The sequence below is a fragment of the Brevibacillus sp. HD3.3A genome (assembly GCF_013284375.2).
Classification (GTDB): Bacteria; Bacillota; Bacilli; order Brevibacillales; family Brevibacillaceae; genus Brevibacillus; species Brevibacillus parabrevis.
In genome coordinates, this window is record NZ_CP085874.1 from 1,841,456 (window position 1) to 1,867,646 (window position 26,191).

Sequence of the window (26,191 nt, forward strand, 5' to 3'; positions counted from 1 at the left end):
AATAGTTTGCAATCTATGTTGTGCGAAAGTATGTCTGTCAAGAGGGGAGCGCAGGTGGACAGCTTTGAAACAAATCGACTAGAATGGATAAGGGAGTGACACGTCAATGAGAGAACGGCAGAGGAGAAAATGGTAACATCCTTTACAAAAAATCGCAGAGTCTGGATTTGTGTGCTGATGTCAGGCGTCCTGTTTTTGACGATGACCTGTCTTAGCATCGCAGGCTCTTATTACAATACGATGCAGTCGGTCCGCCTTTCGATTGCCAATCAGAGCATGAAGACGGCGGCGATGGTGGCGCAGCGAATCGATATTGCCGCCTATGAGCAATTTTTGCAGCACCCTGCCAAGGACAACCCGGCTTATGAGTCGATTCGTACCCAACTTAGTCAGGCGCGAGAGCAATTCGGGATTCTTTACTCGTACATTATGCAAATCAACGAGGATGGAAACGGCGGCAAAGTCATGGTCGTGGCCTATCCGCCTGATCGGACGCTTCCTTTTCAGATTGGCGATCCTTGCTATGTGACGGCAGAGCAGATTGCCAAAATTCGCACGGGTCAATCCTACTATTCCGACATCATCCGCGACCCTGTTTACGGCGTTTACATGTCGGCCGGTGCGCCGCTGGTCGGAAAAGACGGTCAGCTGCTAGGCATCGTTGGCGTCGACACAGACATGGCGATGGTGGAAGGGATTGGCGAAGAGGTCGTTCGAAACAGCACGCCTGTCTTTGTTTTTCACGGGCTGTTCGTCGTCGTGCTGATCGTGCTGATCCTCGGGTTGCAGCGCTGGTATCGCCGGGAGCTTAAAGCAGCCGTTGGCGAGACAGAGGAGCATTATCAGGATGAGCTGCGCTCCGTCATCAGCTCGATTCGTTCGATTCGCCACGACTTTGTCAACCATATGCAAGTTTTGTACGGTTTGATCGAGTGCGGCTATTTTGACAAGGCACGCGATTACATTCAATCGCTGTTAAAGGAGACGAAGCTGCTTGATCTTACGGTGCGGATCGCCAACCCGGCGTTGATGGTTTTGTTCCACACGAAATGGGAGCAGGCCAAGTCGAAACAGATTGTCATGCAATTTGCCGAATGTCCCGACCCTTTCGAGAGCATTCCGTCTATCGATTTGGTGAAAATATTGTCCAATCTGATCGACAATGCGATCGATGCCGCGGAAACGGCGGAGGGCGAAAAGCGAATCCGGATTGCTTGTCGCCGGGAAGACAAGCAGTACATTTTTGAAGTAGAAAATACAGGGACGGAAATATCGCCAGAGCAGCGCGCGCAAATTTTCACGGTAGGATATACGACCAAGCCAGCCACGCAATCATGTGCAAGGGGAGCGGGCCTGCCGATCGTGCAAGCAGTAGTCAGCAAACATGCGGGGAACATCGAGATCGTGTCAGAGCATGGCGTTACGAGATTCACCGTGACCTTGCCGATCAAGTGATATTTTCCGGCCTATTACGCATCAAGGTATCGAGGGAAAAGCCATCTGTGCGAGATGGCTTTTTGCGTTTTTTTCAAAAAGGAAACGTGATATGCAAGGTAACAGGTAAGGAAAATGCAATTATATTTCGACTTATTTAGACAAAATACGACAATTTTTTCCTGCGTCTTTTGGCAGTAGACATATAAGTGAAGTGGTCTTTTTTTCAGCCAAATGGACAAGAATCTGCATAAAAATCAAAAAAAATAAAGATTTGTCAAAGTGGGTCAGATTGCTCAGGTGAAAAAATGATTTTGATCATGAAGGATTTTCTGTCGAAAGAATTTTTTTGGCTATAACCAAAAAACATGTAATAATTGTGAATAGTCGGAACTGGGGGTTTCTATCATAGTCCGGCAAAAAATAGATAGAAAAAGAGGGTGAACGGCAGTGAAGAAAAGCAAGAAGCTATTATCCATTTTATTTTCATCATCGCTCGTGCTAACCGCATTTGCGGCGGTACCCGCTACGGGGTTGGCGAAATCGAAGGAGGACAAGCATAGCCTGGAGGTGGACTTGTCCACGGTCAACATCGACCGGCTGGTCAAAGGTTTGATTGAGCAAGGGATCATTGATGAGGATGCCGATCAGGATGAAATCAATGAAGCTTTGGAGGATTACCTCAAAGACAAGAAAGTGCCGCATGGCGTAGACGAATCCTCTTCCTTCGGGAAAAAGGCGACGAAATCCCAGCTGGCGGCTTTGTCGGATGCAGCGCAACGAGTTACGGAGATTGAAGATGAAGAAGAATTGCGCGCTTCGAAAAGAGTACATACAGACAATATCGTGATCGCGCTGGTTGAGTTTTCCGATCGCGAACACAACGAACTGCCTAAAATGAACGATACGCTCTGGACAGCGGATTTCAACGAAAAGCACTACAAGGAAATGCTGTTCAATCAAAAAGGATACGAGACGCCAGAAGGCACCAGCATGACGACCATGGCGGAATACTACTACTTGCAATCCGGCAGAAGCTGGACGGTAGACGGGGTAGTCACTCCGTGGCAAATGGCTGAGAAAAGCTACAAGTATTATGGCGAAAACAACTCCGGCGGCAGCGATTCCGCTCCGCGCGACTTGGTCGTGGAAACGCTTGACGCAGTAGGAGAGGCAATCGCAGGCAAAGAAGACGAGTACGACCAACGCGACCCGTACGATTTGGATGGCGACGGGGATTTGATGGAGCCGGATGGCATGTTGGACAACCTGATGCTTGTTCACGCAGGCATCGGGGAGGAAACAGGGGAAGATGCAGACGCAATCTGGTCGCATCGCTGGACTTTGAAAAAGCCGGTGGAAATCCCAGGCACCAGCCTGAAAGCTTTTGACTATATGATCCAGCCAGAAGACGGCGCGCCAGGCGTATTCGCTCACGAGTACGGGCACAACCTCGGCTTGCCAGACTTGTATGACACAAGCAAGCAAGGGCACGATTCCCCAGTAGGGGCTTGGTCCTTGATGTCGTCCGGAAGCCATACCGGCCAAATTTTCCAAACGCAACCGACCGGAATGGACCCTTGGTCTAAAATGATGCTGCAACAAATGTACGGCGGCAAATGGATCTCGCCGCGCGTGCTTGACTACAAAGATTTGGAAAACAAGAAAAAGACAGTCAGCCTGGTTGACGCTTCCAGCCTGGAAATGGGCGGAAAAGTCATCAAGCTCAACATGCCGCAAGTAGAAAAAGAGCCACCGATTCAGCCAAAAGATGGGGACTACTCCTACTTCTCTGACGAGGGTGACAATCTCGATACCAAAATGGTTTCGGACGTCATTGACTTGAGCGGAGTAAGCTCGGCTTCCATGAGCTTTGATTCTTGGAGAGCGATTGAAACCGACTACGACTTCCTGTACGTCAATGTGATTGATGAAAATACCGGGGAAAGCAAAGAAGTAGAAGTGTTCGACGATGTAACGAAAGGCTGGGATCACGAAAAAATCAGCCTGAACGATTTTGCCGGCAAGAAAATTCGCGTTGAGTTCAACTACAAGACAGATGGCGGCCTGGCTATGGCTGGTTTCTATCTCGACAACTTTGAAGTTGAAGGAGACGGACAGGTTATTTTCGAGGATGACGCAGAAGGCGAACCGAAGTTCAAGCTGGACGGCTTCCAGCACTTTGATGGAAAAGGCAAAATGTACGACACGTACTACCTGATCGAGCTGCGTTCTCACGAAGGCGTAGACGCTGGATTGAAGTATTTCCGTCGCAACGATACGTTCTTCACTTACGATCCAGGTATGGTGATTTGGTACTACGACGGCCGTTACGGCAAAACGCAGGACAACAACACAAGCCAGCATCCAGGCTACGGCATGCTCGGCGTAGTCGACGCGCATCAAGAAGTGCGCTACTGGAACAACGACGAAGGAAACAAAGACGCGATCGCAGACTCCCGCTACCAGGTGAACGATGCGGCATTCAGCCCGAACAAAACATCTGGCATGGATCTCGATTACATTTACGGCACGATGGATTATGAGCCGCTCGCTGGAGTAACGACATTCGACGACGGCGACGACTACACGATGTCGGAAGTGCCGGAAATCGGTAAAATCCTTCCTGAGATCGGACTGCAAATCAAGCTGAAACGGGTATCCAAGAAGTTTACCGAAGGAACCGTTGAGCTGTCTGTGAAAAAGTAAGAAGCAAAGAGCAAGACGCCCGCAAGCCACGAGTTGGCAGCGGGCGTCTTTTTGCATGCCGTAGACAAACAGACGGAAAAACATGCCCAGAAACGAATGCATGATCTCGGATCGCTCGTCTTTCCGATAAGCGACACCTGCTTCCAGGCGAATGCTCACGCCCGCGAGGGGGCGGCAGACAACGGATTTTCCCCCGTGCAAAGGCAATTCCGGCTGTTTACTGGTCTAAGCCTGCCTTTGGTGCAATAGGTTATAACAACGAACGACAAGCTGCCCGCAGGAAATCGCGCGAAAGAAAGACAACCTTTGCACAGGCCGACAGAAAAACCCGCGCCAGGCAGCAAGGGGGGATTGTTCATGCTGCACATCGTTGCCTGTATCAAGCAAGTACCGGATACGAAGATCATCAAGATGAATCCGAAGACAAACACGATGGATCGCGCCAGTGCGCCTGCGATCCTCAACCCGTATGACGCGCATGCAGTAGAGGAAGCCGTCCGTCTGAAACAGCGTTATGGCGGCGTGGTTTCTGTGGTGACGATGGGGCCGCCGCCAGCCGTAAAAGCGATTCGCAAATGCATCGAGATCGGCGCAGACGCGGGCTATTTGGTGACGGACCGCGCATTTGCCGGAGCAGACACGCTGGCGACGAGCTATGCGATCACGAAGGCGATTGAAAAAATCGCTGAGGAGCATCCGGTTGACCTCGTCATCTGCGGCAAGATGACGATTGACGGAGATACGGGACAGGTCGGGCCGGGAGTTGCCAGACGGCTGGATATTCCCCCGCTGACCAATGTGAAAAAGGTAGTGGAAGTGAACAAGGAACAAGGCTATGCCATCGTTCACCGCAAGCTGGAAGACGGTCATGAGGTTGTCCAGTCGACGCTGCCTTGTCTTTTTTCCGTGGAGAAGGAAATCAACGAGGTGCCGTATTCTCCTCTGCCCAACATGCTGCGGGCGGCCAGGTACAATCCGGTTGTCTGGTCCGTGAACGATCTCGGCGATATTGACCGGACTTTGCTTGGATTGAAAGGCTCGCCGACTATCGTCGCGAAAGTATGGCCGCCGGAAAAGCCGAAGGGCGGAGAAATGCTGGAGGGAACAGCGACAGAGCAAGTGGAGCGCTTGATGGACATCCTCCGGGAGAAACAGGGATTGTTTCGTGTGAAGGAGGGACAGTCATGAATCTGGAGGAGTATCGCGGCATCTGGGTCTATCTGGAGGCGCGGGATGGACAGATTGCGCCCGTATCGCTGGAGCTTTTGGGAGCAGGGCGGCAAATGGCGGACAAACGCGGCGTGCCGCTGGCGGGACTTTTAATCGGAGATGGCGTGGAGGAGCTGGCGCAAACGGCTTTTCCGTACGGGGCGGATCAGGTGTACGTCTACGATCAGCGCATTTTTGCCGACTACCGCACGGAGTCGTACATGCGCGCTGTCATCGAGTGTGTGGAGAAGCACAAGCCGGAGATCATTTTGTACGGGGCGACCACGACAGGAAAAGACTTGGCGAGCGCGGTAGCTACCGACTTGCAGACGGGGCTGACCGCTGACACGACGATGCTGGATGTCAATGCGGAGACAGGACTGCTGGAAGCGAGCCGACCTGCTTTTGGCGGGAACATTATGGCGACGATTTTATGCAAAAAGCATCGGCCGCAAATGGCGACGGTGCGCCCGAAAGTCATGAAAGCACTGGAAGCGGATCAGATGCGGACGGGCGAAGTCATCAAGGAGAGCATCAAGCTTGCAGAGGAAGACATTCGCACCAAAGTGTTGAAAATCGTGCGGGAAACGAGAGAAAAGGTCAGGCTGGATGAAGCCGATGTCATCGTAGCTGGCGGGAAAGGGCTGGGCAGCAAGGAAGGGTTTCAGCTCATCCACCGTTTCGCGGAATCGATCGGAGCGACAGTTGGGGCGAGCAGGGATGCCGTCGAAGCGGGCTGGGTCGATCACGCGCATCAGGTGGGACAGACAGGGGTTACGGTTACGCCGAAAATTTACTTTGCCATCGGCATTTCCGGGGCGATCCAGCATCTGGTCGGCATGCGCAATTCCGGGCTGATCATCGCGATCAACAAAGACCCGAATGCCCTGATCTTCCAGGCGTGTCACTACGGCATTGTGGGCGACGCTTTTGAGATCGTGCCATTGCTGATGAAAGCGTTCCAAAAGGAGCCGGACAGGGAGGTTACGTATGGCTGAAAAATTTGACGTGATTGTCGTCGGGGCAGGTCCGGCCGGAACAGCCTGTGCTTACACGCTGGCGAAGGCTGGTGTCAGTGTGCTGTTGATGGAAAGAGGCGAATATCCCGGCTCCAAAAATGTGATGGGCGGGGTGTTGTATCGCAAGACGATGGAGGATATCATCCCGGGCTTTTACAAGGAGGCTCCGGTCGAGCGGCCGATCGTGGAGCAGCGCTTTATGATGCTCGATAAAGAATCGGCGCTCAATTTCAGCTACAAAGGCATGGAATGGGCGCAGGAGCCGTACAACAACTTCACGGTGCTCAGAGCCAAGTTCGACCAGTGGTTTGCCGATAAAGCGGTGCAGGAAGGCGCGCTTTTGCTGAATGAGACAGTGGCGTTATCCTGTATTGTCGAGGACGGCAAGGTCGTCGGGATCAAGACTGACCGACCGGACGGCGATGTTTACGCCGATGTGGTCGTCCTCGCTGACGGGGTCAATTCGTTGTTGGCAAAATCGCTGGGCTTCCACAAGGAGTTTCGCCCTGACGAGGTTGCGCTGGCCGTGATGGAAGTATTGAAGCTGGATCGCAAAATCATCGAGGACCGCTTTAATCTGGAGGGCGATCACGGCTGTACGATCGAGATTTTTGGAGACTCGACCAAGGGAATACTGGGCACAGCCTGGCTCTATACGAACAAGGACAGCCTGAACATCGGCGTGGGCACGATGCTGTCCGGGCTGATCAAGCATAAGCTCAAGCCGTATGAGCTGCTGGATTACGTCAAGAACCATCCGATGATCCGCCCCTATATACAAGGCTGCGAACAGCAGGAGTATTTGGCGCACCTGATCCCGGAAGGCGGCTATCGCTCGATGCCAAAAGTCGTCGGAAACGGTGTCATCGTCGTGGGAGACGCGGCACAGCTCGTCAACGCGATTCACCGGGAAGGCTCGAACATGGCGATGGCTTCGGGGGTAATGGCTGCCGAGACGATTATGCAGGCAAGAGAGGCGAACGACTTCTCGGAAAAAATGCTCATGCCGTACCGCGACAGCCTGTTGAACAGCTTTGTCGGTCAGGATTTGAAAAAGTACAAGGATGCTACACACCATTTTGAAAAGTTCCCGCAATATTTTGAGCAGTATATCCCGCTGATGAACAAGGCAGCCAGCCAAATGTTCACGGTGGACGGAAGCTCGAAGTGGAACAAGCAGAAAAAAATATGGAGCGATCTGGGCAGCGCCAAGGACAAGTGGAAAATGGCGCGCGATCTGATGAATGCATGGAGGGTGATGAAGTGATGACGCAAATACCCAAAGGGCAATCGATCGAAGAGAAGCAGTATCTCGTTCGCTTCAAGGCAGATACGCAATCGCACCTGCACGTATTGAGCGCGGATGTGTGCGCGTCGCAATGCCCGGATAAGCTCTGTACGATCTTTTGTCCGGCGGAGGTTTACAAATGGGAAGAAGTGCGGATGCATGTGGGCTACGAGGGCTGTCACGAGTGCGGGAGCTGTCGCATCGGCTGTCCGCACGAAAACATCCGGTGGGAATACCCGAAGGGCGGCCACGGAATCATTTTCAGACTCGGATAATGGGCGGGCGATCTCCGGTGATCCAAGTGGGCGATCTGGTCGTATTTGTGAAGGATGGAGCCAAAGGTGTCGTCATCAGCATCGAGGAAGAACGGTGTCAAGTTTTGTGGGAGGATGATTTTGTAAGCTGGGAGCAGCGCGAATGCTTGCTGGTCGCCAAAAAGGAACAGCCAGAACAGCGGGGGAGATGACCCGGCGTTCTGGCTGTTTTTCCTCTGTGGGTGAATAGTGTTTATTCAAGGCGGAAGGGGCGTGGAAAAGCTCTGGCCCCCCAAATGCGATAACAACCGAGTGCAGGTTGGGGCGAAGATAAGGAAACGATGAGGTAAGCGGCTTCCGTGTAGTGGGCGTAAGCGATGTCCTCGGTGGACGGAACGGGCGGAGCGGTTGGATGGGAATGGTAAATCCCGACCAGATTCTCGCCGCGCATGGCCATTTTATTTAGCACCTTCTGAATTTGCCGTGTGCTCATGGCAAAAGCATCGGGGCGTTTCAGGACGTTTTCCATCCGCCAAATGGTCTGGGCGCTGTTGCCCCTTCCGGAAAGCAATCCGCATGCCTCATACGGTTTTTCTTCTTGGCAATGTCGAACCATTTCGTCCCACACAGATCGGGTCATGGAAAAGGGTGTTTCGGTTGTATTAGCCTTGCCAACGTCTGCCGCAGCATCCTCCGGTTGTTTTGGATTGGACAAAGGGTTTCACGTTGTGCACAGGCCCGGATTTTGGCAGTGGCGATGGCGGCATCCCCAGCGGACGCATGCCTTGGCGAACAGGGCGTTGCTGACGCTGATTGTAAAGTGCGCGGAGTTGATCTGGTGTCATGGATTTCCCTCCCTTTCTGTACTGTACTATGTTTTATTCAGCGAGCTGTCGAGTGGTAACGGCGATCGCACATTGCAACTGGTCACTTGAACGGGTTGAATGTGTTTCCTTGCTGCGTATGCGGCGGCATCTTGAACGAGATTGGGCTGGAAGCAGGGATGTTGTTGTTTGCGTTGCCGTTCATGTGGCCGTTCATGGACGAAGAAGTGCTGTGCGGCAGTTGGCTCAACGTCTTGTTTGCCCGCGCTTCTTTTTGGCTGAAATCTTTTATGGCTTGTCTGTACTTCTCCTCTTTCTCCTGATGCTCCTTGACCAACTGTTTTAGTCCGGCGACTGTCTTTTTCAAGACAAGCTCCTGGGTAGTGATTTGCTCCAGTTGTTTTTCTTTTTCTTTGAGCTGTTGCTTGAAGGAGTGAATCGTGTCTTCCAGGCGTTTGTTCCAGCTGCTTTCATCCGTCTGTTGCAAAGTCAGCTTGTCTTCGGCGGCCCGCAGCTGCTTTTGGATCGCGGACAAGTTTGCGTTTGCTTCGGTTAGCTGTTTTTGCGCGTCGTCGAGCTGCTGTTGTTTTGCTGTCAGGCGCGCTTCCAGTTCTTTCGTTGCTTCCAGTTGTTGGGAAGCGGTGTTTAGCTGCTGAACGAGCGAAAGGTGCTTGTCGTTCAATTGCTCATACGATTGGCGACTCGTTTGCAGTTCGCTGCTCTTTTGTTCCAATTCTTGCTTCAACTGCTGCTCCTGTTGCTCCAATCGGGCGATCGCTGCTTCCAGCTGTTGCTGCTTGGTCAGCAGCTGTACCTCCTGCTCGCGGGCGGCATGGAGCTGCTGGGAAGTAACGTCGAACCGGGAAGTTGTGCTTTGCAGTTGGGTCTTTGCTTCGTCCAGTTGTTTGGTCGCCTCGGCGAGTTGTTGCGCAGAACTGTTAAGCTGCTGAAGCGTCTGGGTGTGCTTTTCGCCCAATTCGAGATAGTCGCGGTGGGCGTCTTGCAGTTCGGTATTTTTTTGTTCCAAAGCTTGTTGCCACAGTCGCTCTTGTTGCTCCCACTGGGCAATGCTTGCTTCGAGTTGTTGTTGCTTCGCGGTCAGCTGCGCTGCCTGCTCGCGAGCGGCTTGGAGTTGCTCTGTGGTGTCTTGGAGCTGGGCGGCTGTGCTTTCCAGTTGTTGCTGAGTTTCGCCGAGTTGTTGGGAAGATGCGTCCAGTTGGGAGCGGGTGCTTTGTAGTTCGGCTTGAGTATCTGCCAACTGTTGCTGTGCTTCGTCAAGCTGCTGGGAAGCTGTGTTCAACTGCTGAAGCGCTTGCTCGTGTTTTCCGCTCAGTTCGAGGTAGTCCTGATGAGCGCTATGCAGCTCGGCTGTTTTTTGTTCCAAAGCTTGCTGCCAGAAAACTTCCTGTTGCTCCCAGTCCGCGATGCTTGCCTGAAGCTGTTCCTGTCGCGCAATCAGCTGCGCCTTGGAGGCAAGGGCGCTTTCGAGCTGTCGGGAAGTGGCGTCAAGCTGCTGCGCAGTCGCGTCAAGTTGCTGTGAAGTGGCGTCCAACTGCTCCGACTTGGCATCGAGCAGGGAAGTCGTGGTTTGCAGCTGAGCGGTTGTTTCCTCCAGCAGTCGGTTTGCTTCGCCGAGCTTGGCGGAAGTGGTGTCGAGTTGCAATGAAGTCACGTCAAGTTGCTGTAAAGCGTCGTCGAGCTGCTCGGATTTGGCATCGAGTAGGGAAGTCGTGGTTTGCAGTTGAGCCGCCGTTTCCGCCAAAAGCTGGTTCGCTTCGCCGAGTTGGGCGGAGGTGGCGTCAAGCTGCTGCGCAGTCGTGTCGAGCTGCTTCGTGGTCACGTCAAGTTGCTGCAAAGCGTCGTCAAGCTGCTCGGACTTGGCATCGAGCAGGGAAGTCGTGCTGTGCAGTTGAGCCGCCGTTTCCGCCAAAAGCTGGTTCGCTTCGACGAGTTGGGCGGAAGTGGTGTCAAGCTGCTGCGAAGTAGTGTCGAGTTGCTGAGTAGTCACGTCAAGTTGCTGTAAAGCGTCGTCAAGCTGCTCGGATTTGGCATCGAGCAGGGAAGTCGTGGTTTGCAGCTGAGCCGCCGTTTCCGCCAAAAGCTGGTTCGCTTCGTCGAGTTGGGCGGAGGTGGTGTCAAGCTGCTGCGCAGTCGTGTCGAGCTGCTTCGTGGTCACGTCAAGTTGCTGCAAAGCGTCGTCAAGCTGCTCGGACTTGGCATCGAGCAGGGAAGTCGTGGTTTGCAGCTGAGCCGCCGTTTCCGCCAAAAGTTGGTTCGCTTCGCCGAGCTGAGCGGAGGTGGTGTCAAGCTGCTGCGCAGTCGTGTCGAGTTGCTGCGTAGTCACGTCAAGTTGCTGTAAAGCGGCGTCAAGCTGTTCAGCCTTGGCATCGAGCTGTTGAGAGGTCGCGTCAAGCTGTTGAACCACCTGGTCGTGCTTCGCATTCCACTCGTGGGACAGGTGGAGCGCAGCTTGCACCTCAGCGTCTTTTTGCTCAAGCGCCTCGGTCCACACGATCTTTTGTTGCTCCCAATGCGTGACGGCTGCTTCGAGCTGTTGCTGTTGGGCGAGAAGCTGCGTCTCGTGTTCGCGAGCGGCATCGAGCTGGCGGGAAGCGGCGTCAAGCTGTTGTGTAGTTTGATCCAGTTGCCGGGAAGTCGCGTCAAGCTGTTGCGCAGTGTGATCCAGCTGCTGGGAGGCGGCGTCGAGTTGGGAAGTTGTGCTGTGCAGCCGGGCTGTGGTGTCTTCCAGTTGCTGATTTGTTTCGTCGAGTTGCTGTGCCGTTGTGCCCAGCTGTTGCAGCGTCTGATCGTGCCTTTCAATTAACGCCAAATAATCGTGATGAGCCGCGATCAGCTCAGCGTCTTTTTTCTCCAGGGCTTGCTGCAACGAAAGCTCCTGCTGTTCCCGCTGAACAAGGGCAGCTTCCAGCTGTTGCTGCTTCTCGACCAGCTCCTGCTCCAGAGCGCGGGCCGCGTCAAGCTGCTGGGAGGTAGCTTCCAGATGGGCCGAGGCGTTTTGCAATTGTACGGTTGTCTCGTGCAGTTGCCGTGCGGTTTCATCTAAGTGCTGCTGTTTGAGCAAAAGCTGCGCTTCCAGATCGCGTGCAGCTTCCAGTTGCTGGGACGCGTTTGTCAGCTGTGCGGACGTGTCTTGCAAAAGTTGAGTCGTTTCCTGGAGTTGCAGGGAAGTTGTTTCCAGATTCTGGTTTGTTGCTTCCAACTGTTGGCGCTTGGTGTGCAGGTCTTGCTGGGATGCTTCCAGCTGCTCTTGCAAATGCTCCAGCTGGGAAAGCTGCTCCTGTTCCACGAGCTGGGCGCTTTCGTATTCGTCGTGCATATGCTCAAGCGCTCGTTTCCAGGAATTTTCCTGCTGCTCCAAATGGGTAATCGTTTCGAGCAACTGCTGGCGTTCTGCAAGCAGCTCCTCGATCTTGTCACGCTGTTGTTGCTGCTGCTCATGCAACTGGGTGTTGACCTGCTCCGACGAGGCGATCAGCTGTGCCAGTTCTGCTTCTTTTCGTCTCGCTTCCTCCAGCTGCTGCTGTGCGTGCTCGCTGGCGGACTCATATGATTTCAGCTTCGCCAGGCTTTGCTCCCACTCCGCTTCCTTTTTCTCAAAGTGATCCAGCCTGCGCTGCAATAGTTCGATACGCTCCCGCAAAGTGGCTTCCATGGCCTCATGCTTGGAAATGGCTTCCGCGAGCTTGGGGGATGTTTCATGCTCGTGCAGCTCGCTCCGCAGCTCATCTACCGTTCGCTTCAGCTTGCCCTCCCGATCTTTGTAGACCGAAATGGCTTTTTCGCGCTGCTGGAGAAGGTTCTGGTAGTGGTCCAGTTTTGCTTCCAGATCGCTGAGCAGCTTCTGCGACTGATCCGTGTACTGCTGCCATTCATTTGCTTTTTGGTCCAGATCGGCGAGGGTCTGGTGCAGTTCCTCCAGCTGTGCCCGGTATTCCTGGTTTTCCAGGCTGGTTGCTTCTATCTTTTCCTCAAGCTCCATCACTCTCATGCTCAGTTGGTTAGCTTTGTCCTCGTAGTAGTACGCCTGTTTTTTCAGCAAAAGGAACTTCTCGTTCCCTGCTTTTGGCTTGCTTGTGCTGGAGGTTCTTTTTTTAAGCACAGTGTTGTCCTCCTTTTTTGCGTAAGGTTATCCTCTATAGACATATGTAATGGTCGGCATTTGGTGCCTGTATCCCGATGCGGCCAATCTGGCGGCAAAAGAAACGAAAAAAGGGAGAAGACAAAGTCTTCTCCCGGTGGAAACACCAGTATAGTTTGCAGGAAGCAGGAAGCTTACGGCGTGGTGATGACGATGTCTCCGAATGTGACGCAATCGCGCACCAGCAATTGCTCGTCGGGAACGATGGTGAGGTTGGCAGAGAAGACGAGGATGCCGTTTGCATCTGTCAGTGTCAGGATGATCACGTCTGGCAGACCGAGTGCTGTTTCGGCCAGAGTCAAGGAGTAGGTCATGAACTCTTGCGCTCCGGTTGCTGTGAAGGTTCTCACGCCGGTACCGGATACGACCAGACCAGTGATCAGATCCAGACCTGGCAGCACGGTAATGCACGTAGGCGAACTGATCGAGGTAGGCGAGAAGCTGAAGCTTTGGTCGCCCAACAGGTCAGTCAAGACTGTATCGAAGAAATTAAAGGTGAACGAGCTGCTGGATGGATCGCAGCTTGGGCAGATATCGGCGATGAGCTGGACTGTACCGACTGCGATTTCGAGTGGGATACCGATGCTGATCGATACGTTCGGGATCAGTGCGTTTACGGACGCCTGGCAATCGCAGTTGCGAACCGGGAAGATTGGCGGGCATTGTGGCGGGAATGTGATCGGCGGGCAACGGAAAGAAGGCGTTGGCGACGGTACAGGAATGTTGTTAGGACGCGGCGAGCAGAATTTGGCGAGCACTTCGAGTTTGACTTCCGCTTCTACCTGGATTTCCACGCACACAATGACATCCAGCTGAACCATGCCGCCGAGGAGTACGTTGCCGGTAGGGCTGCATTCCAGGGCGCTGATTCGGCAAACGATGTTGTCTTCGTCAAGCGGTTCAGGCAAGCACAGTACGACCTCCTGATCGAACTGTACCGTTGTCGTAAATTCGCAGAGTGGCGTTCCGTCTGCGAAAACGCGCACGATAACAGTGGCGCTGAACACGAAGCGGACAACACCTACGCGGACGGTTGTGCCGTTGACTGTGATGTTTTCGCGGCGAATGCTGACGACGCTGCAGCTAGGGCCAGGAGATACAGGCTCTACGCACGAGATGGAAATATCTTGCCCTGCACGAATAGCTGCGTCCACAAGTGCTCGACAATCGTCGGGAAGGGCAATCTTGTTCCGGTAGCTGTTAGCAAGAACGACCCAGTCGTACACCTTTTGAACGCGAATGCACTCTTCCTGAAGGTTGTTCGGAGTAGGAGGAGTAGCGGTCGGTGTTGGTGTAGGGAGCTGGCGACCCATAATGGGCTTCACAGGATGTTTCACCGTAAGAATCCTTCCTTTCCTAGGGGATTTGCTTTGCAGTTACATACTATGTGGGCAAGGGGAAATTTGCTTGTCAACGAATGCCCATTTTTTAGGTGAAAGACGGATTAAAACGGGATTTGAAATTGTTGGAAAAACCAGTTGTCATCGCGTTTTCTCTGGGCGAGGTAGCGGATGCGCTGGGCAGCTGCTCCAGAGGTCAGCACGTCGTCTTCGATTTCGCTGGCATTTGCGTACACGATGAGCTTCTTCGTGGCTTCAATCCGCTGTTCGCTAAAATGGCTGTACGCCATCCGCAGCATATTGTAGTAGATGTGCTCATGCACCACTGTATAAGGATGCGTTTGCCTGAACAGATGACGAATTTTCACGGAAGGGTGGACAAAGCAGGTGAAGCCGAACAGCCACATTTTGATGGAAAACTCGATGTCTTCAAAGCCCCACACGCGGAACCCGCGATCGAATCCGCCCACCTTCATGAAAGCTTCCCGCGTAACAATAAAGCAGCCCCCTGGCAAAATCGCAATCGGAGCAGGCCGCTGCGGATTCGGATACCAGACGACGCCCAGCTTTTGATCGAGCTTTTGGCCGTAGCCGATTTTGTGCGGCTCTGTCATGGAGGCGATCCCCGGTGCGACGCCGTCCGCTTTTTTGGTGAGGATCAGCTCCAGCATGCGATCGATCCAGAAATTTTCAAAAGCGAGGTGCGCATCGCAAAAGATCAAAAACCTGCCCTGCGCGTGATCGACGCCCAAATTTCTCGCGGCTGCTGCTCCGATCCCTTCTGTCGTGATCAGCTTGATGTTTGACGGGTTTTCCTGATTGCGCAAAAAATGACAGCCATTATCAGTAGAAGCATCGTCGACCACGATGACTTCATAGGTCATATTGGTTCTCGCATTGACGAGAGAAGTAATCGTTGTGCGCACATTGTCTCCTTCGTTTTTGACAGGGATGATAATAGAGACCAATGGCGGTTGCTCGACGGACATATGACCACTCCTTTCTAGTAGCCATGGTATGCCGCACGTCAGGGGAGGGAACGCCCGCTGCCAAATTTGCTCACTCTTGGCACTAGGCATTCATACAATATCGCGGAGAGTCTAGATCGTGTCGTGAGGAGTGAAAAGGATGGACGTCGAGGTATATTACAGCGGGCAGCGTGGCGGGACCATGCCGTATGCGGCTCTGCCTGCTTTTCGATTGTTTTGCAAGCAAAACGGATTTCAATTGAAATGGGACCCGAAACAGAAGCGGATCGATCTCGATTCGGGCCTGAAAGGGAAAGTGTGCGTTCTTTTTACAGGCGGCCAAACGACGGAAACTGCCTACGAGTGGGATGTGCTGGGGAAAGTCCAGCGCTTCGTTTCTGATTATGGAATGGAAGTGGTGCTGACGAAAAACAACCTCAGCCTGGCGAAAAATACCGACGTTGCGATCCGCTTCAGCATGAAGGAACTGCGCTTGCTGGAAAAGCCGCGGCTGGTTTTATATCCGCACGAAAATGAGCGGCAGAGAGAGCTGATCCGCTGCTTGCAGCAAGAACTGAAGCAGACGGGGATAGCGTGCCAGCAAAAAGCGAGCAAAGCGCCCAAACAAGCGGGCGGAATCGTGCATATCCAGCTGCAAATTCCGATTCACACGGAAGTGTACAAAAGAAAAGCTTACGGCGAAAAAATAGCTTTCTATCTCGCTTCGGGCATTTTGGAATATTTTCAAAACGGCTTGCACATTCAGCCGCTTGCTTACCTTCCCCCGAACATATTGAAGCTGTTCTACTCCAGCGTCTGGTCGTCCGAGCAAAGTCAGCTGACCACAAGCACAAGCGACGATGAGGAATTGCTTGCAGAAGTGGAGGAGCTGCTTGACCAGGCAGATGAGCACGATTGCGAGCAAATCGAGAGCGAAGCTGGCGAGGAGCAAGCCGAGGCGCCAGTCATGACGGCACAGGCGGCGCTAGACGTTCAGGAGGAACAGACAGCAGTAGCCAGCCTGCAAAAGGCGGAACAGCCGCAGGCAGAGCAAGTGGTTCAGCAAGAGCAGGAAGCTGCTGCACACCTGGCAGAAGAGGTAGTCGCATCGCAGGAGCGAGAGCAACCACAGGAACCGCACGCAGCCGTCCTCCATATAGAAGAAGCAGCTCCCGAACAAACAGAGGAACAGGAACAGGAGCAAGAACAGGCTGTAGAAGCGCGCACAGCCGCAGAAGTGTTTTTTGACTATACATTGATTCACTCAGACTCCAATGAAAAACCGTATTTGCTAATAGGCACTCTGCAAGTCAAAAACACGGGAACAGAGGTGCTGTACAATCCGATCGTTTGCCTGCGGGTAAGCCCAGCCGATTCGATCAAGATGGGCGGGCAAATTTTGCCGCCGCGGCTGGTCGAGACATTGGCTGTGCAAGGCAGCAACGGCTTGAAAGGCTGGCGGTACCTCGATGACGACTGGTTTACCCAAGCGATGGAACGCGGCGAATACTGGATTGCTCCGATCCAGCCTGTCGCGATCCCGCCGCAGTCAGCGGAAGCTTTTCAAAATTTCCAGGTATCTTTTTTGAAGCAGGATTCGGGCAAGGCGATCGTTGTAGAAGGAGTCGTTCTCTGCAACGACCAATCCGTGCATTTTTCGGCGAACAACCGGATTGCTGTTTCGTTCTAGGCACAGGCAAAAAAAGCCACCATTTCGATAGCGAAATGATGGCTTTTACATTCAGCGAGCTTACTTTTTCAAAAACATTTGGACGAACGTTTTTCCGTAAGGGCCGCCATTGACTACAGCGATTCCCACATAGTCATACGTAGGGCTGAGGATGTTGGTCTTGTGGCCCGAAGAGTTCATGAACATTTGATGGGCACCGCTCACCGACGGATTTTGGGCAATGTTTTCAGCTGCCGCCATATAATTGATACCAAAGGTGTCCATCATCTGGAAAGGCGAACCGTACGTCGGAGAAGTGTGGCTGAAGTAGCCTTTGGTCACCATCTCCTGGGCTTTGACTCGCGCTACTTTGACCAGTTGCATATCGACCTGGTACGGCGCGAGTCCGCGGCTCGTGCGCTCCTGATTGACCAACTGGACCATTTCCTTTTCGTCAGCAGTCAAATCGGCTGGCAAAGGAACGGTCGTGCCAGTGCCCGGGTTTTGCGGTTTTTCCGGCTGTGTTGGCGTCACAGGCGGTGTCGGGGTTGGCGTTGGTGTCGGAGTTGGCTTCGGATTGTTCTTGTTGTTCTTGTACTGCTCCTCAATCGCCTTGTACGTTTTCGCGTCGGCTTCCCCGGTCAAAGTCTGCTTGTTGCGGGATTGAAACAGCATGACGGCAAAACGGGTAGAGTCATCATAAGTGCCTGTCGCAGTCACCTTGTAGCCGAGGTTGGCGAGCATGGCTTGCAAATCTTTGACGCGCTCACCTGTAGAGCCGAGTTTCAGGGTGACAGCTGGTTCGGCAGGCTTGCTTGGCGTCTCCGGTTTGGGAGCCGGTTTTGTCTTTTGCGCCTTGTACACTTTGTTCAGCTTGTCGTAAGTCGCTTTGTTCACAATTCCCGTTTGCTTGAGCTTGTACTTTTTCTGGAATTGCTTGACGTTGTACACGGTGTCGACGGTATAGAGCTTGTCTACTTTCAGCTTGTGGTCAAAATGCAGGGCATCGAGCATTTTCTCCACTTCGAGCACGCGTGCATTATTCATCCCCTTTTTCAGAGGGGTAAATGTTGTTTTTGCAAATGCAGGTTGTCCGATCATGGTGAAGGTGACGGACAGGGAAAGGATAGCTGCAATCTTCGAAATGTTGCGATTCATGTCATCACGCCTTTCTCTGGTTTGTCGCCCTCCAATGGTACCCGATATTGTTTGGGGAAAGAAACCACAAAATATTGGAAAGAGGGAAAATTCGATGTTTGGCATCTCGTGGATTGACCTGGTCATTCTCGTGCTGGCCAGCTTTCGCCTCACCCATTTGATTGTGTATGACGAGATCACGTCGTTTCTTCGCAACCCGTTTTTTACCGTCGTGTACGAGGCAGACGCGACCGGACAAATGAATCGGCAGTATCGTTTTAAAGGGGGAAAAATCCGCCGCTTTTTTGGCGAATTGCTCAGTTGCCACTGGTGCACGGGCATTTGGGTAGCTGTGGCGACAGTGGCGGTCTACGCGTATGTACCAGCCGCCTATCCCATCTTGTTGCTGCTGGCGATTGCAGGGGCGGCGGCTGTTCTGGAGACGAGGCTGTACATGTGAAGCATGCGCAGGGTCTTTAGGCTCGCGAAAAAGCTTGATACACAACAAATTCATCATGAGACAGCGGGATCACTTCCTCGGCCTGATAACCTCCGACCAGCTTGTTTTGCAGATGCGGGACGGTCGCCGGGGCTGTCAAGGAAGAAGCGATGTCTACGCGATGCACGTTTGTTCGCGGGTCGAGCGGGATTTCCAGGGCGAACTGCGACTTTTCGACGGTGAAAGACTTGGCCCGGGCTCCGTTGACGAGAGCGGTCAATTGAAAAGGTTTGGGCAGCTTCGCTGGCGCACCGGGAATTTTGCCTTTGATCAGCAAAATATGTGCCGGCTTGTCAGGGTCAGACTGAATGATCGTGCGCAAGACGGGAGGCGCCCATGTGTCCGGGAAGCGGTTCGTGCTGGTGACATGTGTGGAGTTGGAAGGAAACGACTTGAATATTTTCAGCAAGTCAATTACGCCCATCCCCCGATATTGCGAGACGTGCGAGATCCAGCCGCTCGGGATGCTCGAATAGTGCTTGGCGAGCGATTTGAACACTTCCGGGATTCCGACCGAATGCCACTGCGTCGTCGATTTGCAGGTGGCGTGGATGCGGGCATTGGCGAAAAACTCCGGAACAAAGCCAATTTGATGAAATTTGGCGATGCGCATCCAAAGCTCGTAGTCCATGCAAAAGTTCAGCTTTTCGTCCACGCCCTTCATGTGGGTGATGACATTGCGGCGAATAAACGCGGCGGGCTGGCAGATGCAGCACGTGTAGTAAAGCTGTTTGGCATCGGCGTGCGAGGAGGGAAACGTATTGACTGCCTGGCTATGTTCATTGATGACCTGACATTTTCCATGAACCATTCCCCAAGCCGGATGCTGCAATAAAGCGTGGACAGCCTTGCGAATCGCTCCGGGAAGATAGGTGTCGTCCGAGTTGAGCCAGCCGATGATGGTTCCTTGCGCCATGGCAAAACCTTTGTTGAGCGCATGGGATTGTCCGTTGTCCGGTTCGGAAATATATCGGAAGCGGCTGTCCGCACTGGCGTATTCCTGCAAAATGGCGAGTGTTCCATCCGTCGAACCGCCGTCGATCACGAGCATTTCCAGGTTCGGGTAGTCCTGGAGCAGCACGCTGTTGATCGTTTCGCGAATGAATCTGGCCTGGTTGAAGGAGGGGGTTACGATACTGACGAGAGGCAGCTGCCCGCTAGACATTTCTGTCACTCCTTTTCAAAAAGTCAGCGCAAAAAGAAATGGCACGCCTGCAATACCATATGTACAAGAACCGGATTTGGCATCGGGATACGTTTCTTATTTTGACAGATTCCCATAGCAAAAAGGTGTGGCGCCCTCGCTTGCAGGAGGGAGCGCACACCTTGATAGACGCACATGGCGAGATTGTGCTTACCTTACAAATAGTCCGGCACCAGACCCGGGTTGCGGTAAATGCGCAGCAGTTCCGCGTACGAATCGGCAGCTGTTTCCCGCCCGCTGATGGCCCGCGCAACCATCGTGACGCGGCCGATCGGGTAGTCGTTTTTGGTCCCGGAGTTGACGGTTGTGATGCTTTGCGGCAATACTTCGAAAAGCGTGCTGGCGAGCATCTCCCGCAAGCATCTGATCGAAGGCACCCAGTAGGTCGTTATATCGTGGTAGATTCTGTTCATATTTCCCGGAGGGCCGTTGAAGATCATTCTTGATTCGTTGTCGTCGAGGATGCAAGCCGTCTCCAACAGCAGATGTCCGCCAGTCTTGATCACACTGCGCGCTTGCGACAGCGTCCACAAAGGATCGCGGACGTGGTAGAGCAGTCCGGTATGCTGAACGATATCGAACAGGTTGTGGCGAATTTGCTGCGGGAACGGCAACGGAGCGGAGAAATCGTCCATCAGCAGCACTTTCAAACCTTCCCACAAGTTGTAGGGAGAAATGTTATACAGCGGAAGAACCTTGCTTTCGAGAATGTCTTTGCACAGTTCAAAGTTGGAGTACAGCGGCTGCATGCAGTCGGTGGCGACGACGAGCGAGGCTCCGAGCTTTTCCGCTTCAAACGCCCACATTCCGTCGAAGCTGGCAATGTCCAGCACCCGTTTTCCTGCGTAATTGATGTGCGCTCTGGATTTGCGCGTACTGTCCCAAAGTGGCTCCAAAATTTTCAGGCCAGGAGTTGCGATCCCGGGACGCAACTGAATTTTATGGTACCAGGTGCGCTTGGCAATCTCCGCCAAAATTTCACTGTCTGTCCATGTTCCTCCCACTCATGTCCCTCCTTCAGAAGAATCGGTGTCTAGGCAAAATGCGATCATGCTACATTACGATATGAACGCCGCAGATGTCGGGAAACGGGTGTAATCCCCCATTCTCAGGCGCATGGCGGCGGATTTAGGCGTCCGGTACAAGCAGTGGCCGTTTCCGGCACGATCCGAAAAGCATACGGTGGAGGAAAAGGAACGTACAGGAGGGTGCGCCAATGACCTTGCCTATCATTTTCATGCACAGGGACGATGAGGATTATTTAGCCTACAGTTTGCGGCAAGCCAAGATGAGCAATCCCCGTTCTCCCGTTTACTTGCTCGGCAGGGAGGCTAACCGGAAATACGCCTCGTCCGGCGCCATGCATGTCATGATGGATTCGTATATGCAGACAGCGCAGATGTTCGCCAAGGTGTATCAGCACATGCATGTCATGAGCTACGAATATAATTTGTTCTGCTTTCAGCGCTGGTTTATTCTCCGCGACTTCATGCGCAAAAACCGGATACAAGGCTGCTTTTACCTCGATTCGGACGTGATGCTCTACACCCAGGTCAACAAGCCGGAATACCGGGCGTTTTCCATGGAGTTTGCGTGGACAAGTTTCGTAGGCTTGGATACGCTGGATCGTTTCTGCAATTTGACGATGCAATACTTTGTGAATCCGCAGATGTTTCGGCTGCTCGTGCAAAAAACGATCGAGCTTGACCAGGTGATCGAAGGGGTTCCGCTGGTGTCGGACATGGTGCTGTGCCTGCTTTATTTCCGTTCTTACTCCGGCCAGGCGCATACGCATGGAACGTTCGGCGACAGCTTCTTTGACGAAAATATTAACCGCCCGCGGTGGGCAGAGAGTCTTTCGGGCAAGAAAAAAGTGTACGCCATCGACGGACAGCTCTACTGCAAGGATCAGGCCAGCGGTGCCCTCAAGCGGCTAAATTCGTTGCATTTCCAGGGGCTTACGGCCAAAAGCTACATGAAAGATTTCTGGCTCCCCCATATCCCCAGGCAACCCGGCGTTCATTATTACGACTATGCATCGTCCCAATGGACCATACAGAACTGAAGCTCATGCCCCGGCGAATCGCGTCGGGGTATTTGTCTACTAGGCTAGTGATTGTCGGTTTTCCAAAAGGCGGGAGAATCGACCATTTTCGCGTACCAAACAGTCACCCTCTACCAGCTTTTCATATGATGATTCATGCATGAAGTTTAACGGACAGAGGTGGCCTGGATGAAACTGGTGTTGCTATCGGGCGGTTCGGGCAAAAGATTGTGGCCGCTCTCCAACGATGTTCGCTCCAAGCAGTTTTTGAAGCTGATTCGCAATGGGGAAAGCGAACCGGAATCCATGGTTCAGCGGGTATGGAGGCAGCTTGCTGCCAATCAGTTTGAGGACATGGCTTATATCTCAACGAGTCAATCGCAGGTAGATCTCATATACAGCCAGCTGGGACCGGATGTGCCGCTGATTCTGGAGCCGCAAAAAAGGGATACGTTTCCCGCCATCGCGCTGATCGCCAGTTATTTGCACAGCGTCAAACAACTGGGGCCAGACGAGGTCGTGACTGTGATGCCTGTCGACTCTTTTGTGGAGGATCACTTTTTTCAAAAGTTGAAAGGACTGGAAACGGTCATACAGCAGTCAGGGGCCGACCTCGCCTTGATGGGAGTGAAGCCGACGTACCCTTCCACCAAGTATGGATACGTCATTCCGGTGCAAGCCGACAACGAGTCTGGCAGCTTTTTGCAGGTCGCGCGCTTTACAGAAAAGCCTTCTGTGGAAACAGCTTCCCAGCTGATTGCGCAAGGCGCCCTGTGGAATTGCGGCGTATTTGCGTTTCGCCTGGGCTATATGCTGCAAGAGCTGCAAAAGAAACAACTGCCGACGGACTACGATCAGCTGGTTGCGCGCTATACGGCATTGCCGAAAATCAGTTTTGATTACGAGGTTGTCGAAAAAGCCAAGCATGTCGTCGTTGTGCCGTACGCAGGCGATTGGAAGGACCTTGGCACATGGAACACGCTGACCGAGGAAATGAGCGACAGCTCAGTGGGGCGCGTGCATCTGGAGGAAAGCACGAATACGCATGTCATTAATGAACTGGATTTGCCGATCGTCGCAATTGGCGTATCCGACCTCGTCGTCGCCGCCAGCCCGGATGGCATCCTGGTCGCAGCGAAGGACAAAAGCCACAAGGTCAAGGATATTGCAAGCGATTGGTCGCAGCGGCCGATGTTCGAGGAGCGGCGCTGGGGCTGGTACCACGTCTTGCAGTTTCAGAAAATGAATGAAAAGGTCGAGGTGTTGACCAAGCAGCTCCACCTCCATGCCGGAAAAAATTTGAGCTATCAATACCACCACTTTCGCAGCGAGGTGTGGATGATAGTGGAGGGAGAAGGGGAGTTTGTCCTGAATGATCGCTTGATGATCGTCAAGCCTGGCGATGTGGTGGAAATTCCTGTCGGAGCCAAGCATGCGATCAAAGCGATCAGCGACCTCGACATTATCGAGGTGCAGATGGGCAGCAAGCTGGTCGAAGAGGACATCGTCCGGCTGGGCATGGACTGGAATGACATCGTGGAAATGGTCAGTGAATGATGATGCGACCAGACGCTGCCTTTTGGCAAGGAAAAAGAGTGTTCCTGACAGGACATACGGGCTTCAAAGGCTCGTGGATGTGCCTGTTGCTGCATCGCTTGGGGGCGCAGGTGACCGGATATGCGCTGGCTCCGCCGACCCATCCCAGCCTGTTTGAGCTGTGCCGCATCGATTCCTTGATCGACTCCGTGTCAGGCGACATTCGCGACAGTCAGCAGCTGCAAACGGCGCTTTTGCAAGCAAAACCGGATATCGTCATCCATATGGCGGCACAGCCTCTGGTTGGCCTGTCCTATCAGGAACCTGTCGCCACTTATGAGACGAACGTCATGGGAACGGTTTATTTGCTGGAAGCCGTTCGCCTGGCGAGAAATGCAGGTATTCCCATCCGCGCGCTGGTCAATGTCACGACAGACAAATGCTACGAAAACAAGGAGTGGCCCTGGGGGTATCGGGAGGTGGACACGCTGGGCGGGCACGACCCGTATTCCAATAGCAAGGCGTGCGCTGAAATGGTGACCGCCTGTTACCGCGCCGCTTTTTTTCAGCAGAACGGGCAGGCCCAAGACTTGCCTCCGATCGGACTTGCAACAGCACGCGCAGGCAACGTCATCGGTGGCGGCGATTTCACACCCGGGCGGTTGATTCCTGATCTGCTGCAGAGTTTGCTCGCTGACCAGCCGATGCAGCTTCGCCATCCGCAAGCGGTTCGCCCTTGGCAGCACGTTTTGGAGTCGCTGCACGGGTATTTGCTGCTGGCGCAAAGGTTGTATGGGGATAGTCCACGCTACTCGTGTAGCTGGAATTTCGGGCCGGATGCCAACGACGCCAAAAGCGTGGAATGGCTGGCTGCGCGTCTGTGCCAAAAATGGGGGAAGCAGGCGACTTACGAGGTTGACGAGCGAGCTTCTTTTCACGAGACGACGTACCTCAGACTCGACAGCTCGCAAGCGCGGGAAAAGCTGGGCTGGCGTCCGCACTGGACGATCGAGCAGGCATTGGATCGCATCGTGGAGTGGACAAGAGCCTACCAGCAACAAGCCGACATGCGGCAAGTCTGTTTTGCGCACATCGATCAATACGGAAAGGAGGGGGCTTCATGAAAGTCGTTATCTTGGCTGGCGGATACGGAACGCGGATCGGAGAAGAATCGCAGCTTAGGCCGAAGCCCCTGATTGAGATCGGGGAAAAGCCGATCATTTGCCATATCATGTCCATCTACTCCAAGTACGGGTACAACGATTTCATTATTTGCCTCGGCTACAAAGGCTACATGATCAAGGAATATTTCGCCCACTACTTTTTGCACCAGTCGGATGTCACGTTTGACTTTCGCCGCGGGAACGAGATGATTTTACACAATCGCTGCCAGGACCCGTGGAAGGTGACGCTGATCGATACGGGCAAGGATACGATGACAGGCGGCAGGATCAAGCGAATCCAGCCATTCGTCGGCGAGGAGCCGTTCATGCTTACGTATGGAGACGGGGTGGGAAATATCGATATTGCCGCTCTCGTTGCGTTCCATCAGTCGCACGGCAAGCTGGCGACGATTACGGCCGTGCAGCCGCCAGGAAGGTTTGGCGCGCTCGATCTGGAAGCAGACGGCCAGGTGAAAGGCTTCCAGGAAAAGCCGAGCGGCGATGGCGGTTGGATCAATGCCGGATTTTTCGTGTTGCAGCCAGAGGTGTTTTCCTATCTGGGCGATGATGCGACTGTTTTTGAGCAAGCGCCGCTGGAACGACTGGCGCAAAGCGGCAAGCTCGCAGCCTATCGGCACAGCGGGTTCTGGCAGCCGATGGACACGATGCGCGACAAAAATTACCTGGAGTCGCTGTGGAAAAGCGGAAAGGCGGAGTGGAGGTAGCAGAGCATGAACATTTTGCTTACGGGAGCGACCGGATTTCTCGGCAGCCATCTGGCGCGGGCATTGGTGCAAGCTTCGCATCGGCTGGTCATCGTCAAACGCAGCTCGTCCGATTGCGCAAGGCTTGCGGACATCGCCAGCGAGATGATCGCGTACGATGCAGATGAGGAAGCGAGCGTGTACCGGCTCTTTGCCGAGCAAGGGCCTTTTGATGTCGTCATTCATGCCGCAACCGCTTACGGCCGGAGAGGGGAGTCAGACGTGGGACTGCTGGAAGCCAACGTCTTGTTCCCGCTTCGGCTCCTCCAGCTTTGTTGTGAGCAGGGCACCAGGCTGTTTGTGAATACGGATACGTTTTCCCGCGATTCCCTTGCACAAGGAGCGCCGCATTTGGCAGGCTATCACCTGACGAAAAAGCAGTTTGCGGAATGGGGGGCGTACATAGCCAAAAAGTACGGGCTGACGTTTGCCAACATGCGGCTGGAGCACGTATACGGGCCGTTCGACCAGTCTGACAAATTCATCCCGTACGTAATCAGCCAGTGTCTTCGGGATGGGGCACAGCTCGCGCTCACTTCCGGGGAGCAGAAGCGCGACTTTGTATATGTAGAGGATGTCGTGGCAGCGTACTTGCTTTTGCTGCGGGAAAAGTCGTCCTTGCCAGCCGAATACGCCGAGTTTCAGGTGGGAACGGGCAAAGCGACGGCGGTACGTGAATTGGTCGAAAAAATTCATTCGCTGACTCGCTCGACGGCGGTGCTGCAATTCGGAGCATTCGCCCAGCGAGAGGGGGAGCTGATGTGCTCGCAAGCCGATACGGGCAAACTCGGCGCACTCGGCTGGCAAGCGCGCGTTTCCCTGGAGCAAGGATTGAAGCTGATCTTGCAAAAGGAAGCCGCGGATTAACAAAAAAACAGCGAACGAACAACAAAACAGCCCGGCTGCGTTCCCTTCGTTCGGGACGGCGCAGCCGGGCATTTTTTTGTTGCGGATGACGAGGCTGGCGTGGA

At 53.6% G+C, this 26,191-nt stretch carries 22 protein-coding genes; 14 read left to right on the forward strand and 8 right to left on the reverse strand.

What is annotated here, in order from left to right:
• Nucleotides 1–177 precede the first annotated feature (177 nt).
• From HP435_RS09110 to HP435_RS09140, 7 genes are all read left to right on the forward strand, one after another.
• Complete coding sequence (locus HP435_RS09110; protein ID WP_229049877.1) at nucleotides 178–1,455, forward strand: ATP-binding protein; 1,278 nt, start codon at nucleotides 178–180, stop codon at nucleotides 1,453–1,455.
• Nucleotides 1,456–1,884: 429 nt separating this feature from the next.
• Complete coding sequence (locus HP435_RS09115; RefSeq protein ID WP_122963209.1) at nucleotides 1,885–4,143, forward strand: immune inhibitor A domain-containing protein; 2,259 nt, start codon at nucleotides 1,885–1,887, stop codon at nucleotides 4,141–4,143.
• Between the two features lie 357 nt (nucleotides 4,144–4,500).
• A complete protein-coding gene (locus tag HP435_RS09120) occupies nucleotides 4,501–5,331 on the forward strand; it encodes an electron transfer flavoprotein subunit beta/FixA family protein (protein ID WP_122963210.1) in 831 nt (276 codons plus the stop codon).
• The gene (locus HP435_RS09125) at nucleotides 5,328–6,350 is read left to right on the forward strand and encodes an electron transfer flavoprotein subunit alpha/FixB family protein (RefSeq protein WP_173599786.1); all 1,023 of its coding nucleotides are present in this window, start codon (nucleotides 5,328–5,330) and stop codon (nucleotides 6,348–6,350) included. Before HP435_RS09120 ends, HP435_RS09125 begins: the two co-directional genes overlap by 4 nt.
• A complete protein-coding gene (locus HP435_RS09130) occupies nucleotides 6,343–7,638 on the forward strand; it encodes an FAD-dependent oxidoreductase (RefSeq protein WP_122963212.1) in 1,296 nt (431 codons plus the stop codon). The genes HP435_RS09125 and HP435_RS09130 overlap by 8 nt, the downstream gene beginning before the upstream one ends.
• Nucleotides 7,638–7,934 (forward strand): ferredoxin family protein, encoded by a 297-nt coding sequence (locus HP435_RS09135; protein WP_122963213.1) that lies wholly within the window; start codon nucleotides 7,638–7,640, stop codon nucleotides 7,932–7,934. The genes HP435_RS09130 and HP435_RS09135 overlap by 1 nt, the downstream gene beginning before the upstream one ends.
• A 17-nt stretch (nucleotides 7,935–7,951) precedes the next feature.
• The gene (locus HP435_RS09140) at nucleotides 7,952–8,125 is read left to right on the forward strand and encodes a hypothetical protein (RefSeq protein WP_167470239.1); all 174 of its coding nucleotides are present in this window, start codon (nucleotides 7,952–7,954) and stop codon (nucleotides 8,123–8,125) included.
• 41 nt (nucleotides 8,126–8,166) lie between these two features.
• Here the strand turns inward: HP435_RS09140 and HP435_RS09145 are convergent, their stop codons facing one another.
• The 5 genes from HP435_RS09145 to HP435_RS09165 form a co-directional block, all read right to left on the reverse strand.
• Complete coding sequence (locus tag HP435_RS09145; RefSeq protein ID WP_122963270.1) at nucleotides 8,167–8,553, reverse strand: M67 family metallopeptidase; 387 nt, start codon at nucleotides 8,551–8,553, stop codon at nucleotides 8,167–8,169.
• Nucleotides 8,554–8,575: 22 nt separating this feature from the next.
• Nucleotides 8,576–8,758, reverse strand: coding sequence for a hypothetical protein (locus HP435_RS09150; protein WP_063227158.1), 183 nt, complete (start codon nucleotides 8,756–8,758; stop codon nucleotides 8,576–8,578).
• An 82-nt stretch (nucleotides 8,759–8,840) separates the two neighbouring features.
• Nucleotides 8,841–12,857 (reverse strand): hypothetical protein, encoded by a 4,017-nt coding sequence (locus tag HP435_RS09155; protein WP_173599787.1) that lies wholly within the window; start codon nucleotides 12,855–12,857, stop codon nucleotides 8,841–8,843.
• A 173-nt stretch (nucleotides 12,858–13,030) separates the two neighbouring features.
• On the reverse strand, nucleotides 13,031–14,233 hold the full coding sequence (locus HP435_RS09160; protein WP_122963215.1) for a BMQ_0737 family morphogenetic spore coat protein: 1,203 nt from the start codon (nucleotides 14,231–14,233) through the stop codon (nucleotides 13,031–13,033).
• Between the two features lie 107 nt (nucleotides 14,234–14,340).
• Entirely contained in the window at nucleotides 14,341–15,225 is an 885-nt protein-coding gene (locus HP435_RS09165; protein WP_122963216.1) for a glycosyltransferase family 2 protein, read from the reverse strand.
• A gap of 139 nt (nucleotides 15,226–15,364) precedes the next feature.
• Between HP435_RS09165 and HP435_RS09170 the strand changes: the two genes are divergently transcribed.
• Entirely contained in the window at nucleotides 15,365–16,894 is a 1,530-nt protein-coding gene (locus HP435_RS09170; protein ID WP_173599788.1) for a hypothetical protein, read from the forward strand.
• A 60-nt stretch (nucleotides 16,895–16,954) separates the two neighbouring features.
• Here the strand turns inward: HP435_RS09170 and HP435_RS09175 are convergent, their stop codons facing one another.
• Nucleotides 16,955–18,031 (reverse strand): peptidoglycan-binding protein, encoded by a 1,077-nt coding sequence (locus tag HP435_RS09175; RefSeq protein ID WP_173596254.1) that lies wholly within the window; start codon nucleotides 18,029–18,031, stop codon nucleotides 16,955–16,957.
• Between the two features lie 94 nt (nucleotides 18,032–18,125).
• On the opposite strand from HP435_RS09175, the gene HP435_RS09180 reads away from it, so the two are divergent.
• Entirely contained in the window at nucleotides 18,126–18,470 is a 345-nt protein-coding gene (locus tag HP435_RS09180) for a DUF1360 domain-containing protein (protein ID WP_122963219.1), read from the forward strand.
• A 16-nt stretch (nucleotides 18,471–18,486) separates the two neighbouring features.
• Here HP435_RS09180 and HP435_RS09185 read toward each other — a convergent pair whose 3' ends face one another.
• Together HP435_RS09185 and HP435_RS09190 are read right to left on the reverse strand one after the other, a co-directional pair.
• The gene (locus tag HP435_RS09185) at nucleotides 18,487–19,674 is read right to left on the reverse strand and encodes a glycosyltransferase family 2 protein (protein WP_173596256.1); all 1,188 of its coding nucleotides are present in this window, start codon (nucleotides 19,672–19,674) and stop codon (nucleotides 18,487–18,489) included.
• A 194-nt stretch (nucleotides 19,675–19,868) separates the two neighbouring features.
• Nucleotides 19,869–20,717 carry a DUF1698 domain-containing protein gene (locus tag HP435_RS09190; protein WP_173596257.1) on the reverse strand — a complete coding sequence of 283 codons (849 nt, stop codon included), beginning with the start codon at nucleotides 20,715–20,717 and terminating at the stop codon, nucleotides 19,869–19,871.
• Between the two features lie 212 nt (nucleotides 20,718–20,929).
• Between HP435_RS09190 and HP435_RS09195 the strand changes: the two genes are divergently transcribed.
• The 5 genes from HP435_RS09195 to HP435_RS09215 all read left to right on the forward strand — a co-directional run bounded on the left by HP435_RS09195 (nucleotide 20,930) and on the right by HP435_RS09215 (nucleotide 26,087).
• Nucleotides 20,930–21,778 (forward strand): hypothetical protein, encoded by an 849-nt coding sequence (locus HP435_RS09195; RefSeq protein ID WP_173599789.1) that lies wholly within the window; start codon nucleotides 20,930–20,932, stop codon nucleotides 21,776–21,778.
• Nucleotides 21,779–21,946: 168 nt separating this feature from the next.
• A complete protein-coding gene (locus HP435_RS09200) occupies nucleotides 21,947–23,314 on the forward strand; it encodes a sugar phosphate nucleotidyltransferase (RefSeq protein WP_122963222.1) in 1,368 nt (455 codons plus the stop codon).
• Nucleotides 23,314–24,417 carry a CDP-glucose 4,6-dehydratase gene (rfbG, locus tag HP435_RS09205; RefSeq protein ID WP_173599800.1) on the forward strand — a complete coding sequence of 368 codons (1,104 nt, stop codon included), beginning with the start codon at nucleotides 23,314–23,316 and terminating at the stop codon, nucleotides 24,415–24,417. The genes HP435_RS09200 and rfbG overlap by 1 nt, the downstream gene beginning before the upstream one ends.
• Nucleotides 24,414–25,181 (forward strand): glucose-1-phosphate cytidylyltransferase, encoded by a 768-nt coding sequence (gene rfbF / locus HP435_RS09210; RefSeq protein ID WP_173596260.1) that lies wholly within the window; start codon nucleotides 24,414–24,416, stop codon nucleotides 25,179–25,181. The genes rfbG and rfbF overlap by 4 nt, the downstream gene beginning before the upstream one ends.
• 6 nt (nucleotides 25,182–25,187) lie before the next feature.
• Nucleotides 25,188–26,087, forward strand: a complete 900-nt coding sequence (locus HP435_RS09215; protein ID WP_173599790.1) for an NAD-dependent epimerase/dehydratase family protein — start codon at nucleotides 25,188–25,190, stop codon at nucleotides 26,085–26,087.
• Nucleotides 26,088–26,191: the final 104 nt, after the last annotated feature.